This window comes from Synechococcus sp. MEDNS5, from assembly GCF_014279875.1.
Taxonomy (GTDB): Bacteria; Cyanobacteriota; Cyanobacteriia; order PCC-6307; family Cyanobiaceae; genus Synechococcus_C.
This window is the reverse complement of the sequence record NZ_CP047952.1, coordinates 612,998-629,878: the sequence shown is the minus strand read 5'-3', so window position 1 is coordinate 629,878 and position 16,881 is coordinate 612,998. Positions and strand designations below refer to the sequence as shown.

The following is a 16,881-nucleotide window of genomic DNA, read 5'->3' as shown; positions in this document are numbered from 1 at the left end:
ACACTTCTCGGATCGACCGTTTTATCAGCGGTGATAACTTTCCCGGGTTCTTTTGTTTGGATGTCATGCGCGTCTCCCGCCTGATGCTGGTGACGCTGAGGGACGTCCCTGCTGACGCAGAAATCCCCTCCCATCAATTACTTGTGCGAGGGGGATACATCCGTCGAATCGGCTCAGGCATCTATGCCTATTTGCCGATGATGTGGAGGGTGCTTCGCAAGATCAATGCGATCGTGCGCGACGAGCTGAACAGTCTTGGGGCTCTCGAGACTCTTCTCCCCCAGCTCCAGCCTGCTGATCTCTGGGAAAGAAGCGGCCGCTGGCAGGGCTACACCGCTGGGGAGGGAATCATGTTTCACCTTGAGGATCGACAGAACCGTCAACTGGGCCTCGGCCCGACCCATGAAGAGGTCATCACCGAACTGGCAGGGGACCTGCTCCGCTCCTACAGGCAACTGCCGGTCACGCTTTATCAGATCCAGACCAAATTCAGGGATGAGATCCGTCCTCGCTTCGGCTTGATGCGCGGGAGGGAATTCATCATGAAAGATGCCTATTCGTTCCACGCCAACCAGGACGACCTCGAAGGCACCTATCAGGCGATGGCTGCGGCCTATTCGCGGATCTTCAAGAGGTGTGGACTCGAGGCCGTGGCCGTAGACGCCGACAGCGGCGCCATCGGCGGCGCCGCATCCCAGGAATACATGGTGACCGCCGAAGCTGGCGAGGATCTGATTCTCACCAGCAGCGATGGCCTGTACGCGGCGAATCAGGAGAAAGCAACGTCGTTGCCCTCCGTGGCCCAACCGCTCGAGGCCGGTGCAGAGCGAATGATCGAGACACCTGATCAGGCCTCAATCGAACAGCTTTGTGCAGCTAATGGTTTGGACCCTACCCAGACCGTGAAAGTGCTCGTACTGCTCGCCCGCCTCGACGACGGACGGGAGCAGCCGACCCTGGTCAGCCTGCGGGGAGATCAGGTTCTCAATGATGTGAAGCTGGCGAATGCGGTCAGTCGATCGCTTGATGCCACGGTTCTTGAGATCAGTCCCATCTCCGAAAATCAGCTTCGCCAGCAGGGGCTATCAGAGCTTCCTTTTGGATCCATTGGCCCCGATCTCAGCGACACGGCCCTGAAAGGATGCCGCTCCTGGCAGAGCCATTTTCTGCGACTAGCCGATGCAACGGCAGTCGATTTGCCGCGATTCGTCTGTGGAGCCAATAGCAGGGATCAACACCACTGGGGCCGCACCTGGGAGGCGATACCGGAGCAGATCAGAGCAGACCTGAGGACAGCGCATGCCGGAGAGCGGTGTGTTCACGATCCTGCCCAGACCCTTTCGGAATGCCGGGGGATTGAAGTGGGGCATATCTTTCAACTCGGGAGAAAATATTCAGAAGCCCTTGATGCTCGGTTCACCAACAGTGAGGGCCGGCAGGAGGCGCTGCTGATGGGTTGCTACGGCATCGGCATCTCCAGGCTTGCCCAGGCTGCTGTGGAACAACACCACGACGATGCGGGCATTTGCTGGCCTGTGGGTATTGCCCCATTTCAAGTGATCGTGGTCATTGCCAAGATCCAGGATGCAACCCAGGTCGCCCTGGGAGAAGGTCTGTATCAGTCGTTCTTAGACGCCGGAATCGATGCCTTGCTGGATGATCGTGATGAGCGGGCCGGCGTGAAATTCAAAGATGCTGACCTCATCGGCATTCCCTGGAGAATCGTGGTGGGCAGGGATGCTGGAGATGGGAAGGTTGAGGTGGTTGAGCGGTCTGCACGCAGTTCCACATCGATGAACCATCAAGAGGCCTTCCGACAGGTGCAGGATTCGATCCTCACCCCCCTGCAACCCGGGATCTGACCCCCATTAAAGTTCCGCAAATCCTCCAAGCCATGCACGCCGCGCTGACCCGCCTGGGCCGACATCTCACGAGCCTCACCCTGTCGCTCTGCCTCGGACTCTCTCTTCTGCTCACCGCCTGTGGTGACAGCACCACCTCGTTGCTTTCCGGGGATTACGTCGAAGACACCGTGGCTGTGGTCCACATGCTTCAGAACACCCTGGCGCTGCCTTCCGACGCAGAGGGGCTGCAGAACTCCGAGCATGAAGCCCACGACCTCATTAATGACTACATGTCCCGGTACCGTCCCAGGCCTCAGGTGAACGGATTGAGCTCATTCACAACGATGCAGACAGCGCTCAATTCACTGCAGGGTCACTACAACACTTACACCAATCGTCCTGTGCCGGATGCTCTGAAAACGCGCGTTGAGAAAGAGCTCACCAAGGCGGAAAAAGCGGCTCTTCGCGGAACCTGACACAACGGCCGATCGGCCTCCATCACAGAATCCGAAGTCTCTTTGACCCCCGGCGGGTAAGTCTGAGAGACTTACGGATTGTGCAGAACCGCGGCTTCGGGCCGCCGAGTCTTTGGCCAACGTTGTCGTCATCGGTGCTCAGTGGGGTGACGAGGGAAAAGGAAAGATCACCGACCTTCTGAGTCGTTCCGCGGATGTAGTGGTGCGTTATCAGGGCGGCGTCAACGCCGGGCACACCATCGTTGTTGATGGTCAGGTCCTGAAGCTCCACCTGATTCCCTCCGGGATCCTCTATCCAGACACGATCTGTCTGATCGGATCGGGAACCGTTGTGGATCCGCGGGTGATGCTCGGTGAGCTCGACATGCTCATCAAAAACGACATCGACATCTCAGGCCTGCAGCTGGCATCGACAGCCCACGTCACGATGCCGTATCACCGTCTGCTGGATCAGGCGATGGAACGCCAACGGGGCGACCGCAGAATCGGGACCACCGGTAGGGGCATCGGTCCGACCTATGCGGATAAGTCGCAGAGAAGCGGCATCCGGGTCATCGATCTGCTCGATGAACAACGGCTGAGGGATCGCCTCGAAGGACCGCTGCAGGAGAAGAATCAGCTCCTGCAAACCATCTATGGCATGGATCCCCTCAACGCCGAAGAGGTGATCGCCGAGTATCTGGACTACGGCCAGCGTTTGGCACCCCATGTTGTGGATTGCTCCCGGGCCATCCACGGAGCTGCCCGCAACAGGAAAAACATCCTTTTCGAAGGTGCTCAGGGAACACTCCTCGATCTGGATCACGGCACCTATCCCTACGTCACCTCCTCCAACCCAGTGTCCGGAGGAGCCTGCATCGGTGCAGGTGTTGGACCAACGCTGATCGATCGCGTGATCGGCGTCGCCAAGGCTTACACCACCCGGGTGGGAGAAGGACCCTTCCCCACCGAACTCGACGGCAGCCTCAACGATCACCTCTGCGACCGCGGTGGTGAATTTGGCACCACCACTGGGCGGCGTCGCCGCTGTGGCTGGTTTGATGGCGTCATCGGACGCTATGCCGTCGAAGTCAACGGTCTCGATTGCCTTGCGGTCACCAAACTGGACGTGCTCGATGAGATCGATGCCCTCCAGGTCTGCGTGGCCTACGAACTCGATGGCGAACGCATCGATCACTTCCCAAGTTGTTCTGAGGCATTCGCCCGCTGCAAGCCGATCTACGAAACGCTGCCGGGGTGGCAATGTTCCACCGCGGACTGTCGCCACCTGGACGATCTGCCTGAGAAAGCCATGGCCTATCTGCGCTTCCTCGCCGACCTGATGGAAGTTCCCATCGCCATCGTGTCCCTCGGTGCCAGCCGCGATCAGACCATCGTGGTGGAAGATCCGATTCACGGACCGAAACGGGCCCTGTTGAGCGCCTGATCAACCAGGGCGTGCAGCAACGAGGGGGCCACGAACAGCGAGACTGCCCCAGTTCACCCGTCCTGCCCCCATGAGCACATCACGATTCGCCAACTCCTCCACCACGTTTGACGTGGTGGGGATCGGCAACGCCATCGTTGATGTGCTCGTACAGACCGATGACGCGTTTCTCGAGCAACAGGGCCTTCAAAAAGGCGGCATGGCCCTGATCGATGAGCAGCAGGCAGAAGCGCTCTACAGCGCCAGCGGTCCAGGATTGGAGACCTCCGGTGGCTCGGTGGCCAACACGATGGTGGGCATTGCCCAACTCGGCGGCCAAGTCGGATTCATCGGACGGGTGCGGGATGACCAACTCGGATCGATCTTCAGCCACGACATCCGCGCCGTGGGAGCCCGATTTGACACACCAGCCGCCACCAGCGGCTCCACCACCGCACGCTGCTTGATCTACGTCACCCCAGATGCCGAACGCACCATGTGTACGTTTCTGGGTGCATCCACGCAGCTCGAGCCGGATGACCTGGATCTGTCGATGGTGAAGCAAACAAAAGTGCTTTACCTCGAGGGATACCTCTGGGATAGTCCGGCTGCGAAGCGAGCCTTCATCGCTGCAGCGGAAGCCTGCAAAGGAGAAGGCGGCCAGGTCGCACTCTCCCTGTCCGATGGCTTCTGCGTCGACCGACACCGCGACAGCTTCCTCGACCTGGTGAACGGCCATGTGGATGTGCTGTTCGCCAATGAGAGTGAACTCACATCGCTGTACAGCACGGATGATTTCGACTCCGCACTCGCGCAGGTCAAAGGCTGCTGCAGTGTGGCCGCACTCACCCGCAGCGAGCGGGGGTCTGTGGTGCTCAGTGGTGACCAGCGCTGGGACATTCCTTCCTATGCACTGGGAGATCTGATCGACACCACAGGCGCTGGCGACCTCTACGCCGGCGGCTTTCTGCATGGGTACACCCAGGGACTTGCGTTGGAGGCCTGTGGACAGATCGGTTCCATCTGTGCTGGACAGGTGGTGACCCAGCTCGGGCCGCGTTCCCAGGTGTCGCTCAAGGACTTGGTTGCCCAGCACCTGAGCTAAACCGACAAGCCATCCAAAGACGTGAGGAGCTCTTGCGTGCTCTGAACGACAGGGACAGTCTCTGGGGGGGAAGGCCGCTTCAATTTCCACAAATGAAATCCGACCGACTCGGCGAGAGCGCTCCACAGCGCATCAGCCGCACCTCCTGACTGCCTGCAGAGCACGTCGGTAATGGCCCAGCGGCGGCAGAGAGCGGCCTCAACAGCCCCTGGGCGAATTCCGCTCAGGGGTCGCAGCACCGCCAGATCCTCTCCGGAGAGACCCGCGGCTCCCGCGAGCCGGATCGCCGCAGGCGTCGGCAAAACCCGAGCTTTCACGATTGCACCAGCAGCCCGGCCGGCCTGCGTGGCCGCCGCCAGATGTCTGGCGCCCAAAGCCAGCAGCACCCTGTGACCCTGCAGGGGCTGATGGGCGAGTGCATGCACCCCGCTGAGCAGGGACGCCCGGTCTCCGGTCCATCCCGGACGTTCAAATCGCACGAGGAACAAAGACTGGGCCATGCACACCTGCTGCAGCTGAGCGCTGATCGTGAGCGCGAAGGGATGGGTCGCATCCACCACCGCATCAACAGCGTGGGTCAGGCAATGGGCGCGGAGATCCTCGAATGAAGGGAACGAACCCACATGCAGATCCCTAAGGTCTGCGAATCGGTACGCGTGGGCCGCGGATTCCGTGACAACGCTGACGCTGACGCCCCAGCCTGCTTGCGCGAGGGCCGCAACCAGCGCAGGGCCCTCGCCGGTGCCTGCGAACACAAGAACGTGGATCTGGCGATTCGTACGTCGGTGCATCAGGATGGCGCTCACCGCATCGATCGAGGATGAATCACTGCGTTCTGGAAGTGGATGTGCTCCAGGCTCCCACCCTCCGTTACACCCAGGACAATCAAACTCCGATCGCCGAAATGGACGTGGGCTTCGATGCTCTTCGACCGGATGATCCCCGCGGGCAACTGAAAGTTGTGGGGTGGGGCAACCTTGCCCAAGACCTCCAGAACCGCGTGCAGGTGGGGCAACGGCTGGTGATCGAGGGCCGTCTCCGGATGAACACTGTTCCCCGGCAAGACGGCACCAAAGAGAAAAGGGCCGAATTCACCTTGTCACGCCTGCATGCAGTTGGCGCAACACCGTCTGGAATGCAGGCAGCACCATCCGCACCGCAGGCCCAGCAAGCCTCTCAACCGGTCACGCCCCGGCAAGCAGCCTCCCAGCCTCCTGCTGCAGAACCTGCTGCTCAGTGGAACAGCGCTCCACTGGTGCCTGATACCGACGACATTCCCTTCTGATTACCCATCGGCCGGTCGCTGCTCCGCGGCTCTGCGGAGCAGCTGACCGAGTTCGCGTTCCAATGCGGCCAGGTCCAATCGAAACTCGGACCAGCGCCCACGATCGATCTGCTCAAGCAGCCAGGCTCTGTCTTGCTCCAGCTGTTGGATGAGCTCCGACGCAGCCTCCTCGGGCGGCGAAGAGGTTTCCGGGGGTGTAGTGCTCTCCATCGGAGTGATCCGTGATCAGCCCATCCTGGCCCCCACGCCGGCAGAATGTCGCCACTGTCGAGGGCGAATGAAGGATCTGCTTTCACCGGGAAGTTTGGTCACTGTTGCCGGAGGCGTGCTCACGGTGGTCGGTGCAGTGGCCTACAGCACAGGCAACGCCAACCTCAGCCTCCCCACAATTTTCTATGGAATCCCGATCCTGCTCGGAGGATTGGCCCTGAAGTCATCGGAACTGCCGCCCGCCAGACGGGTTGTTCCCAAGAACCAGCTACGGCAGGAAAGGGAGGCTGCAGCCCCTGAACTCGGCAAACTGCTCGGCGATGTGACGCGCTGGAGATACGGTCAAAAAGCCCATCTAGAGAGCTCTCTTGAGGCGTTGAAACTCTGGGACGAGGATCGCCCTCCTCAGCTCCTTGAGATCGAGGAGCTCCACGGTGAGTGCGGTTATGGCCTGCGCATGCGCTTTGCCTGCGAGGCGGTCCCGCTCGAGCGCTGGCAAGAGCGCAGGGATCGTCTCGGTCGATTCTTCGCCAAAGGTCTTACTGCAACCATCACGCCACTCGACGGGGACAGCCTCGATCTCACCCTTCTGCCGGCAGGCGCCTCCTCGGCGGGCGAGCATGGTGAGTCCTGATCACGAAGCGATGGATGACGCTCTCAGGGTTTCCGTCCTGAGCGAAGCCCTTCCGTATATCCAGCGATTCGCCGGGCGACGGATCGTGGTGAAGTACGGCGGCGCGGCCATGGCTCATGCCGAACTGCAGACTGCTGTGTTCAGGGATCTCGCCCTCTTGCGCAGCGTGGGTGTGCAACCGGTGGTTGTTCACGGCGGAGGACCTGAGATCAACCATTGGTTGAAACGGCTCGACATTGCACCTGAATTCCGCGAGGGCTTGCGAGTCACTGATCCATCGACGATGGATGTAGTGGAAATGGTTCTGGTGGGCCGGGTCAACAAACAGATTGTGAATGGACTGAATCGCCTCGGAGCCAAGGCGGTCGGCCTAAGTGGAAGCGACGGCAGCCTGGTGGAAGCCCGCTCCTGGGGCGACGGCAGCCATGGGCTGGTGGGCGATGTAGCCCGCGTCAACCCGGATGTGCTCGAGCCCCTTCTGGATCGTGGCTATGTACCGGTGATCTCCAGTGTTGCCGCCAATCGTGAGGGGGTCGCGCACAACATCAACGCTGACACCGTCGCTGGCGAGCTGGCAGCGGCATTGGAGGCCGAAAAGCTGATCCTGCTCACCGATACTCCAGGCATTCTCAGAGATCGGGAATCACCGGAGTCGCTGATCCGACAGCTCAAGCTATCGGAGGCCCGGCAGCTGATCGACGACGGCATCGTTGCCGGTGGCATGACCCCGAAAACCGAATGCTGCATCCGTGCACTCGCCCAGGGTGTCTCCGCAGCGCACATCTTGGATGGCAGGGTCCCCCATGCGTTGCTCCTGGAGGTGTTCACAGATGCTGGAATCGGCACCATGGTGCTGGGACGCAGCTGAACCATGACCATCGGCCTGGCAGAAGCGCAGCAGGCACTGGATCGGGGTGACTATGGCCGGTGCCTTCGTCTTCTGGAACCGTTGGCATCCACTCACCCCATCAGCGAACCCGAGGGGGCGATGATCCGCATGCTGATGGTCACAGCATGGATGGGGCAAGGAGAAGAGCGACGCGCGATCAGCACCTGCAGGCTTCTCACTCGCTGTAAAGACCCAGACCTACGCAATCGGGCCAAACAGCTTCTGAATGTGCTGGAGGCACCCAGCCTGGAACGGCCTGCGCGCTGGTCGATGCAGCTCCCCACCCTCGAGATGACGCCACGCATGGGCCAGCGTCCACGCATCAGCCGACGTCGTCGGCAACCGACTCCGCCACCACCACCACCAACAGGGCCAACCCCAGGTCCATCGGCAGGGTTTGCCGCGGTGGTGCTCGTGGTGCTCGTGGGTCTCACCCTTCTTCTGGGAGGCTGCATGCAGATCCGGGCGGACCTGGATCTGGTGGGCCCGGACCGCCTTGAGATGTCTTGGCACATCAACAGCCTGAGCGGCCACACACTGCCCTGGCAGAGCAATTTCCGAGCAGCGATGCGCGATCAGGAGCCGAACTGGACTCAGACCTTCCTGCGCGATGGAAAACTCAATCTCACCAGTCGGCCTATGAATGCTGACGCGGCCGCAAGGTTGATGGCCGACACCGTTGAACGCGCGGGACGCTTCGCAGGACTGTCGCTGCCACCACCCGATCTCAGCATGCACGAACGGAACTGGTTGGTCGGCGTGCAGCAGGACCTGACCCTGAACCTGGATCTAACGGAGATCGCCTCCCTTCCCAACGATTCCCTGTCGGTGACCATTAGCCCAGGCACCGACCTGCGTCACGTGAGCAGCGTGCCGATCCCGGCGCGTCTCGAGGACCAACGCATCGTTTGGTCCCTGGTCCAGGGGGAAGTGAACCATCTGGAATTGCACCGATGGCAATGGAGCCGCCTCGGCCTCGGCAGCCTCGTGATCCTGGGGCTTCTGCTGGTCAGCACCCTGCTGCAGTCGATCCGGCAATCCCTGGGCTTTGGATACCCGCAGCTCCCTTCCTGACATCAGAGCTGAAGTGGATCGGGATCCACAGAGAGGGTCACATCCTTGGGCAACCCATCCCAAAGGTCCGAGCCCTTAGGCAGAGGGATGGGCGACTCCGGCGGGCCGTGCAGCAACAGCTGCCAGCGGCTGCGCCCTGCCACACGGGCGACCGGCGCTGGCGCTGGTCCAAGCAGCTGCCACCCGGCAGCGACGCAAAGAGGGCGAAGTTGTTCAGCCAGAAGAGTTCCGGCAGTCGCTGTGGCGGCTGCGGAACGCCCCGCCAATCGCAGCAGACAGGCTCGCGCGTAGGGAACCAATCCCGCCTGCTGTCTGAGCGTCGATTCCTCATCGAGAAACCGTTCATAGCGGCCATCGATCAGATGCTGGATCACCGGGTGATCCGGGCTGTAGGTCTGCACAAGCACTTCACCAGGTTTCTCTCCACGGCCTGCCCTCCCAGCCAGTTGGAGCATGAGCTGCAGAGAGTGCTCACCGGCCCGCAGATCAGGGCGGTGCAGAAGGCCATCAGCCGCGAGCACCGCAGCCAGGGTGACCTGGGGCAGATCCATTCCCTTGGCGAGCATCTGGGTCCCTACCAGAACATCAGCTTCACCGTCGGCAAAACGGGCCAACAGGCGCCGATGACCGTCGCGCCCTCCTGTTGTGTCGCGATCGAATCGGAGCAGGCGCAGCCCTTCCAGCTCCTCGGACAAGCGCTCCATCACCCTTTGCGTACCCGCACCGAACGGCTTGAAAGCAGAGGAACCGCAGGCTGTGCAGTGGTCTGTCACAGCAGCGCGATGGTCACACCAATGACAGCGAAGCCACTGCTGCTGAGAACGGCTTCCATGAACGGTCATGGCGACATCGCAATGAGGACACATCACCACCTCACCGCAGCTGCGGCAGCTGAGAAATGTGCTGTAGCCGCGGCGCGGAACCAAAACGACAGCCTGTTCTCCCTTGGCAGGAAGGGCCGCCAACCGGTCCATCAGAGCGCGACTGATGAGCTGCTTATGGCCTTCCGCAAGCTCGTGGCGCATGTCGATGACGCGAACCGGGGGCAGGGATTGCCGGGAGATCCGGGAGGAAAGCCTGGCCAGTTCAAGGGGGCCCTTCGGCTTCAGCCGACTCCAGGACTCCAAAGAGGGGGTGGCACTACCAAGCAGAAGTCGTCCTCCCTGACGGCGAATCCGATCGAGAGCAAGATTGCGTGCGTGATAGCAGGGCATCGGGGATTCCTGCTTGTAGGAACTGTCGTGCTCTTCATCGAGCACCACAAGACCGAGGGGACGCAAGGGGAGAAAGATCGCTGAGCGCGTTCCAACCACCACCAGAGGCTCCTCCGCTTCAAGGCAGCGACGCCAGCAGCGCACCCTCTCCCCATCGCTGCAACCGCTGTGGTATTCGAGCACTCGCCGGCCGAAACGGTTGCGACAGCGGTCCGCCAACTGGGGAATCAAGCCAATTTCAGGAGTGAGAAGAAGGCAATGACGACCACGGACGATCTCCGCGGCCGCCAACTGCAGATACACCTCTGTTTTGCCTGAGCCAGTGATTCCCCACAGGAGAAGACCGCCGCCCTCAGGCAACTCCTGAAAACGTTCGAGCGCAGCCTGCTGCTCCACGGTGAGGTTGCGTGGTGGTTCCAGCTCGTCTTGATCGCAACGAGCGCCATGGCGCTCGTTAAAGGGCTCGGAGGCCGAAGCAAGCCGCTGCTCTCGACGTACGTATCCCTTGGAATGCAGTGACTGCACCATCCCGGCGTGAAACCCCTGGTTGAGGAGATCCCGTTGCCAAGCTCCCCCACCAGCAGCCTTCAGACAGTCCAGCAAGGCTTGCTGACGAGCGGATCGAGGCGGAGGCACAACGCCTGCGGGCAGGAGAGCGATCCACCACAGCTTTCGACCGGATGCAGGGGGCTTGGCCCGCTGCCCCAGCCAGCCTGGTGGCAGGGCTGCTTTGAGCATCCTGAAGGAACTGGTATGCAAGGAGGCCGCCATGGCGTTGAGCCAGGCCTGCCATTCAGAGTCCACGGCAGCCTGCTGGAGCAAGGCCTCCACGGGCTGAAGGTGATGGGATCGCTCCTGCTCGTCGTCGTCGCACAAAGAACGGGATGCTGTCACCAACCCCTGCAGACGCCGACCGCGCAGACGCACCACGACAAGATCACCAAGGGATACCCCCAGTCGGCGATGGTCCGCATAGGTGAACGTCCGCCCCTCCCGACCAGCCTCAAGCCAGACATCCACCACCTGCATCGGGCATGCAACACCTTCCGATTGAAAGGATTCCTCGGGGGTTGCAGACATCACATGTTTTTTCTTAAGATGGTTTTGTTGGACAGCTCACAAGCTGTTGTCGGAACACTGCAGAGTTCCGTCCAGTGGGAAGACACGAAGCTCGAGCCACGGTTTACCTGTCGGCTCACCGGTCTGAGAAAGCCCCTGACAGCCCTGCATCAACCCGACCCATCACCCTGACCTTGATCACTGTCTCGTGTTGTCTGCCCCTGAGCAAAGGGGAGATCAAAACACAGTGAAGCGTTTCTGAGCTCTGCTCAGCCGCCACAGTTGCAAGTTCGACATTGAAGTTCTTCGCCTGATTCCCATGAGCCCTGCTGCGAGCAAGTCAGCTCAGGCTGACGCCACGACATCCCCAGCGATCGTAATGGTGGCCGATGCCAACGGCCAACCCAAGGAGTTGACTGTTAAAGCCAAGGCCAAGCCCAAGAGCAAAGCGGCTTCGTCGTCACCTAAGAGCAGCAAGGCCAAACCCGCCGCGAAGACAACCAAAACTGCAAAAACCAGCAGCCGCAGCAAGACGGCTGCCCCCGCTGCGGTCGATCTCAATGCAGCAGCTGATCAGCTGCTGGCCAAAGCCTCAGGCAAGGGTGCGGAGACCACTAAGGCAGCCCTTGATGCTGCAACCGCTGGCAAAGAAGAAAAAGCCAAAGCAGACGCCAAAGCCAAGGTTCTCGCCAGCATCAAGGTGGGGCCCAAAGGTGTTTACACCGAAGACTCCATTCGCGTGTACCTCCAGGAAATCGGTCGCATCCGGCTCCTACGCCCCGATGAAGAAATCGAACTGGCCCGAAAGATTGCCGACCTCCTCCATCTCGAGGAACTCGCAGCTCAGTTTGAAAGCGACAACGGCAAGCTTCCCGACAACAAGGAATGGGCTGCTCTGGTGGAAATGCCACTCATTCGCTTCCGCCGGCGACTGATGTTGGGCCGCAGAGCCAAGGAAAAGATGGTGCAATCCAACCTGAGGCTGGTGGTATCGATTGCCAAGAAATACATGAACCGGGGCCTGAGCTTCCAGGACCTGATTCAGGAGGGCAGCCTGGGTCTGATCCGAGCCGCGGAAAAGTTTGATCACGAAAAGGGTTACAAATTCTCCACCTACGCCACGTGGTGGATTCGCCAGGCAATCACGCGCGCCATTGCCGACCAGAGCCGCACGATCCGACTTCCTGTTCACCTCTACGAGACAATCTCGCGGATCAAGAAGACCACCAAAGTTCTGAGTCAGGAATTCGGCCGCAAGCCCACAGAAGAAGAAATCGCCGAATCGATGGAGATGACCATCGAAAAGCTGCGGTTCATTGCCAAGAGCGCCCAGCTGCCTATTTCTTTGGAGACACCGATCGGCAAGGAGGAAGATTCGCGCCTTGGCGACTTCATTGAAGCCGACATCGAGAATCCAGAGCAGGATGTCGCCAAGAACCTGCTCAGGGAAGACCTTGAAGGCGTCCTCGCCACCCTGAGCCCACGGGAACGGGATGTGCTGCGGCTTCGCTATGGCCTCGATGACGGTCGCATGAAGACCCTTGAGGAGATCGGACAGATCTTCGATGTCACCCGCGAACGCATCCGCCAGATTGAAGCCAAGGCCCTGCGCAAGCTGCGCCACCCGAACCGCAACGGAGTTCTCAAGGAATACATCAAATAGATAAACCTGAATTGGACTGGCATCACAGACCAAAACGGTGTCAGTCGCTTGATTAATGAGCCAGAAAGAACTGTCTTTCAACGAGAGCAAAAAGGCTCTTAATGGCTCTTTTCAATGTTGGTTCAACCAGGCTCAATGCTGTCGGTGAATTCCTGGAAAGCTTTTTTCAACCGCTCAACCGGGGTTTCTGATGGCGGGCATTCCTGATTCGTGGAGCGGGTGTACACCTGAAGAATTCTGGCTTCGGGCTCAAGCACTGCGGCTACTGCTGCCTTCAGCATCACGATGTTGCGTTGCGGTGTCAGCCCCGCCAGAAATGGATGCAGGGACCATTCATCCCCATCGAGGTCCCCGACCAGGCGTAGGGGGCGAATCAATTGATAAGCACTATCACCATCAGGGTCGGTGGTCTGCCGGAGACGCGCCACGACCAAATGCCCACTGGTGAGTAACACCACGCGGATCGTTCCCTCACTGAGAACTGGCAGAAATGGAAGGGCTTCAGCCACTTGAGAGGCAGCTTCACCGGATGCGGAACGTCCCACTTTCACACCGTTGACGACAGGTCCTGGCATGAAACCCAATCGATAGGAATCGATGGTAGGCCGACTCGTGCGCTTCCTGGGCTGCCGTCGCAGGCAGATGGATGGTCAGCAACGCGCGAAGAGGCAACGGCTGCGATGGAATCCACCGCATTCATTCCGTGTCACTCTCTTCAAGCTGAGGGGGTTTGGATCCGTTGGCTTCGTAGGGTGACCCATCGTTTTGAAATGTCCATGGCTCTCGAGCACCTGCGCATTGCATCCCGCCGCAGCCAGCTGGCCATGGTTCAAACCAACTGGGTGAAGGCAGAACTGGAGTCGGCACATCCCGGCTTGGCGATCTCAGTTGAGGCGATGGCCACCCAGGGCGACAAGATTCTCGATGTGGCCCTCGCCAAGATTGGCGACAAGGGCCTGTTCACCAAAGAACTCGAAGCACAGATGCTCGTGGGCAGGGCGGAGATTGCCGTCCATTCCCTGAAGGATCTGCCCACCAACCTTCCTGAGGGGCTGATGCTGGGATGCATCACCGAAAGAGAGGATCCCGCGGACGCCCTCGTAGTCAACAGCAAAAACGCGGACCACACCCTGGAAACCCTTCCTGAAGGCTCGGTGGTGGGCACAAGCTCTCTGCGCAGACTGGCCCAGCTGCGCCATCACTTCCCCCATCTCCAGTTCAAGGATGTGCGCGGGAATGTGATCACTCGCCTCGAGAAACTCGATGCGGGGCAATACGACTGCCTGATTCTCGCGGCCGCTGGCCTGAGCCGGCTGGGATTCGGGGACCGCATCCACCAGATCATCCCTGGCCACATCTCTCTTCACGCTGTGGGGCAGGGTGCTCTCGGAATTGAGTGCGTCTGTGATCGGCCTGAGGTGCTGAAGCTCATTCAGGTTCTTGAGCATGCGCCCACAGCCGGGCGCTGCCTGGCCGAACGGGCTTTCCTACGCGAACTGGAGGGTGGATGCCAGGTTCCGATTGGGGTGAACAGCCGCATCGATGGACAGGAACTGATCCTCACCGGCATGGTGGCCAGCCTGGATGGCCAACGCCTGATCCGTGACGAGCGCCGCGGAAGCCTCACCGATCCTGAAGCCATCGGCCGAGCCCTGGCTGCAGACTTGAAATCCCGCGGTGCGGGAGAGATCCTTCAGGAGATCTTTGCCGCGGTGCGCCCCGAAGCCTGACCATGTCTCTTCTGCACACAGCTGTTGGCATCTTCACGATCTCGAACCCCATCGGCAATCTGCCGATCTACCTGTCGTTTACGGATGGGAACAGGCGCAAAGATCGCGCCATTGCTCGCAGCAGTGCGATCACGTTTTTAATCAGCCTGATGCTGGCCACCTGGCTGGGCAACGACCTACTTGGATTTTTCGGAATTTCACGCTCGGCATTCCAGGTGGCCGGCGGGCTGATCGTGGTTCTGATCGGCCTCTCCATGCTGCGCTCAGAACCATCAAAGGTTCACCATGATCCAGAGTCCATCGAACGGGATCAGAACTCCGCGGTGAAAGGGATTGTGCCCCTCGGCATCCCTCTGTTGGCAGGCCCAGGCACACTCACAGTGGTGATCGCAGACCCCAATGCAGCCAGCATGGGCGGCAAAATTGGACTGAGTGTGGTGGTGCTGGCACTAACCGCCGTGGTGTATCTGATCTTCGAAGCGGGGGAGATGCTCTCCTCCAAGATCAGTGCGTCAGCGCTTCAAGTGCTCACCAAGATCATGGGGCTTCTTCTCACCTCAATCGCGGTGCAGATGATTTTCACTGGTTTACGCGCAGGCTTCCCTGTGTTGAGGGAGCTGGGCATCAGCGGGTGATCTTCACTGGGGTGCCCACATCCACAAGTTCATAGAGCTTTTGCACATGGGCGTTGAGCATGCGCACGCACCCATTGGAGACTGCCGCCCGGATCTTCACCCAATGGGGCCAGGGGGTTCCATGAATCCCGAATTGGTTGGGCCCCTGCTGAAGAAAACCAATCCAGCGATGGCCCAGGGGACTGGAGGGTCCAGTCACCGGATGAATGCGACCTGACTTGGTGCTTTCGTACTGGGGATTCACCCGCTTGTTCTCAACCTGGAAGACACCCGTCGGAGTGGGAGTCTTTGGGTCGCCAATGGCCACAGGCCAAGGTCCGATGCGTTGACCGTTGCGGATCACGCTGATGCGCCGCTGTCTCAGATCGAGATGAATATGCGTGTCCTCAGCGACCGGAGCAAGCGCCATCGAGGCCGTACCGGGAGCTGCACTGCCCAGGAGAACAGCAGTGACAGCAGCAACAGAGCAGGCTCCCCGCCTGAAACAGAAGTGTTTCATCTCGAGACACTCAAGACTTACTGGTCTCAAGCTATTCATCGGTCAGAGCAAAAACCGTCAACCATCGGAGGACTTTCTGAAGAAACCGAACAGCTGGTCACCGCAATGACAACGTCATCCAAAACCTGGGTGCTAGATCGGGGGACCCGATTCCGATCAATGCCCCAGCAACTTCAGTGGACGGACGCGGAAGCGCGACTCTTTCTGCAGGCGATCAAAACCGTTGGAACAGCGGGAGGCGTGCTTTCACTGGAGTCGATCACGCTGGAGATGATGGAGGCCATTCAGCGCCATGTTCTGCATTCCTCAGTGGATCTCGAAAGCCTTGAGATTCGCCATCCTCCCGATTACCCCGCGCTGATCACGGATCGAAGCAAGCGGGAACAGCTGATTCAAATCCTCGTGCTTATTCCCTATGTGGACATGAACGTGGATCCACGCATGGTGGGCGTTGTGGACGATTTCGCATCATTCCTCGAAATCGCCCCTCAGACTCTGCAAGACCTGCACCAGGTGAGAGACAACCATCTCAGACGCTTGCTTCTCGACTACGGGCGCAGAAGCATGGGTGAATTTTTAGGACTGGACACTCCCTCTCGCTTCGTTCGCGGCGTCATCACGGCCGTCCATCAGGCCATCGGGGATGCGTCCATCGCCAGCAGGTATGCCACTCTCAGCACGTTCGATGAGGGAACTCTCGGCCACACGTTCTTTCACTGGTACCGAGACCGCGGCTGGGCCTTACCAGGGGAGCACAAGAGCACCTCAGAGCTTCTGGTGAATCACGACTGCTGCCACATCCTGGGCGGATTCAACACAGACAGTGCTGGAGAGATGAATGTGGCGGCCTTTCAGGCAGGTCTATTCACTGACGGATTCGGATTTGAATCCCTGCTGGAGGTGATTCTCGACTTCCACCTCGGCAAGGCTTTCAGCACGAGTAACAGCATCATCCCTCCGAAAACTGGTCAATTCATTCCTGATGCGGCGATGGCTGGATATGAAAAAGGCTTGGCCTGCTCCGTCAATCTCATTCAAGACCTTGATTTCTGGACGGTCGCCGATCAACCCGTTGCGGAGTTGAGGGCGACGTACAACATCCCAGCCACTCCCGGCCCCTTGCTGATCAAACCCTAAGAACGATCAAACCCAAAAAATG

The 16,881-nt window shown here is 59.8% G+C and carries 17 protein-coding genes; 12 read left to right on the top strand and 5 right to left on the bottom strand.

Annotated features, from left to right (window positions below; all coding sequences use genetic code 11):
- Positions 1-65 precede the first annotated feature (65 nt).
- The 4 genes from SynMEDNS5_RS03100 to SynMEDNS5_RS03085 all read left to right on the top strand — a co-directional run bounded on the left by SynMEDNS5_RS03100 (position 66) and on the right by SynMEDNS5_RS03085 (position 4,830).
- Complete coding sequence (locus tag SynMEDNS5_RS03100) at positions 66-1,862, top strand: proline--tRNA ligase (RefSeq protein WP_186584242.1); 1,797 nt, start codon at positions 66-68, stop codon at positions 1,860-1,862.
- A gap of 32 nt (positions 1,863-1,894) precedes the next feature.
- Complete coding sequence (psb27, locus tag SynMEDNS5_RS03095) at positions 1,895-2,320, top strand: photosystem II protein Psb27 (RefSeq protein ID WP_186584241.1); 426 nt, start codon at positions 1,895-1,897, stop codon at positions 2,318-2,320.
- 112 nt (positions 2,321-2,432) lie between these two features.
- Positions 2,433-3,746, top strand: coding sequence for an adenylosuccinate synthase (locus SynMEDNS5_RS03090; protein WP_186584237.1), 1,314 nt, complete (start codon positions 2,433-2,435; stop codon positions 3,744-3,746).
- A 70-nt stretch (positions 3,747-3,816) separates the two neighbouring features.
- Entirely contained in the window at positions 3,817-4,830 is a 1,014-nt protein-coding gene (locus SynMEDNS5_RS03085; RefSeq protein WP_186584236.1) for an adenosine kinase, read from the top strand.
- On the opposite strand, the gene SynMEDNS5_RS03080 is transcribed toward SynMEDNS5_RS03085, so the two are convergent.
- Positions 4,827-5,636 carry a precorrin-6A/cobalt-precorrin-6A reductase gene (locus SynMEDNS5_RS03080; RefSeq protein ID WP_186584235.1) on the bottom strand — a complete coding sequence of 270 codons (810 nt, stop codon included), beginning with the start codon at positions 5,634-5,636 and terminating at the stop codon, positions 4,827-4,829. The genes SynMEDNS5_RS03085 and SynMEDNS5_RS03080 overlap by 4 nt on opposite strands.
- 14 nt (positions 5,637-5,650) lie before the next feature.
- On the opposite strand from SynMEDNS5_RS03080, the gene SynMEDNS5_RS03075 reads away from it, so the two are divergent.
- Complete coding sequence (locus SynMEDNS5_RS03075) at positions 5,651-6,115, top strand: single-stranded DNA-binding protein (protein ID WP_186584234.1); 465 nt, start codon at positions 5,651-5,653, stop codon at positions 6,113-6,115.
- Here SynMEDNS5_RS03075 and SynMEDNS5_RS03070 read toward each other — a convergent pair whose 3' ends face one another.
- A complete protein-coding gene (locus SynMEDNS5_RS03070; RefSeq protein WP_186584233.1) occupies positions 6,116-6,325 on the bottom strand; it encodes a hypothetical protein in 210 nt (69 codons plus the stop codon). It abuts the gene before it with no gap.
- Between the two features lie 67 nt (positions 6,326-6,392).
- On the opposite strand from SynMEDNS5_RS03070, the gene SynMEDNS5_RS03065 reads away from it, so the two are divergent.
- Genes SynMEDNS5_RS03065 through SynMEDNS5_RS03055 form a run of 3 tightly spaced genes read left to right on the top strand, consistent with a single transcriptional unit; the run spans position 6,393 to position 8,922 of the window.
- Positions 6,393-6,959 (top strand): DUF2854 domain-containing protein, encoded by a 567-nt coding sequence (locus SynMEDNS5_RS03065; RefSeq protein WP_186584232.1) that lies wholly within the window; start codon positions 6,393-6,395, stop codon positions 6,957-6,959.
- 10 nt (positions 6,960-6,969) lie between these two features.
- Positions 6,970-7,827, top strand: a complete 858-nt coding sequence (gene argB / locus SynMEDNS5_RS03060) for an acetylglutamate kinase (protein ID WP_255440271.1) — start codon at positions 6,970-6,972, stop codon at positions 7,825-7,827.
- Between the two features lie 3 nt (positions 7,828-7,830).
- Entirely contained in the window at positions 7,831-8,922 is a 1,092-nt protein-coding gene (locus SynMEDNS5_RS03055) for a DUF3153 domain-containing protein (RefSeq protein ID WP_186584230.1), read from the top strand.
- A gap of 2 nt (positions 8,923-8,924) precedes the next feature.
- Here SynMEDNS5_RS03055 and priA read toward each other — a convergent pair whose 3' ends face one another.
- On the bottom strand, positions 8,925-11,216 hold the full coding sequence (gene priA, locus SynMEDNS5_RS03050) for a primosomal protein N' (protein ID WP_186584229.1): 2,292 nt from the start codon (positions 11,214-11,216) through the stop codon (positions 8,925-8,927).
- A gap of 298 nt (positions 11,217-11,514) precedes the next feature.
- On the opposite strand from priA, the gene rpoD reads away from it, so the two are divergent.
- On the top strand, positions 11,515-12,858 hold the full coding sequence (rpoD, locus tag SynMEDNS5_RS03045; RefSeq protein ID WP_186584228.1) for an RNA polymerase sigma factor RpoD: 1,344 nt from the start codon (positions 11,515-11,517) through the stop codon (positions 12,856-12,858).
- 122 nt (positions 12,859-12,980) lie between these two features.
- Here the strand turns inward: rpoD and SynMEDNS5_RS03040 are convergent, their stop codons facing one another.
- Complete coding sequence (locus SynMEDNS5_RS03040) at positions 12,981-13,433, bottom strand: DUF6561 domain-containing protein (RefSeq protein ID WP_186584227.1); 453 nt, start codon at positions 13,431-13,433, stop codon at positions 12,981-12,983.
- 201 nt (positions 13,434-13,634) lie between these two features.
- Between SynMEDNS5_RS03040 and hemC the strand changes: the two genes are divergently transcribed.
- Both hemC and SynMEDNS5_RS03030 read left to right on the top strand, forming a co-directional pair.
- Positions 13,635-14,588 carry a hydroxymethylbilane synthase gene (gene hemC, locus SynMEDNS5_RS03035; RefSeq protein ID WP_186584226.1) on the top strand — a complete coding sequence of 318 codons (954 nt, stop codon included), beginning with the start codon at positions 13,635-13,637 and terminating at the stop codon, positions 14,586-14,588.
- Between the two features lie 2 nt (positions 14,589-14,590).
- Positions 14,591-15,223, top strand: a complete 633-nt coding sequence (locus SynMEDNS5_RS03030) for a MarC family protein (protein WP_186584225.1) — start codon at positions 14,591-14,593, stop codon at positions 15,221-15,223.
- Here SynMEDNS5_RS03030 and SynMEDNS5_RS03025 read toward each other — a convergent pair.
- A complete protein-coding gene (locus SynMEDNS5_RS03025) occupies positions 15,213-15,722 on the bottom strand; it encodes a L,D-transpeptidase (RefSeq protein ID WP_186584224.1) in 510 nt (169 codons plus the stop codon). The genes SynMEDNS5_RS03030 and SynMEDNS5_RS03025 overlap by 11 nt on opposite strands.
- A gap of 159 nt (positions 15,723-15,881) precedes the next feature.
- Here SynMEDNS5_RS03025 and SynMEDNS5_RS03020 point away from each other — a divergent pair, with 159 nt between their 5' ends.
- Positions 15,882-16,859: a hypothetical protein gene (locus tag SynMEDNS5_RS03020; RefSeq protein WP_186584223.1), complete on the top strand. Its 978-nt coding sequence runs from the start codon at positions 15,882-15,884 to the stop codon at positions 16,857-16,859.
- The last annotated feature ends 22 nt before the right edge of the window (positions 16,860-16,881 follow it).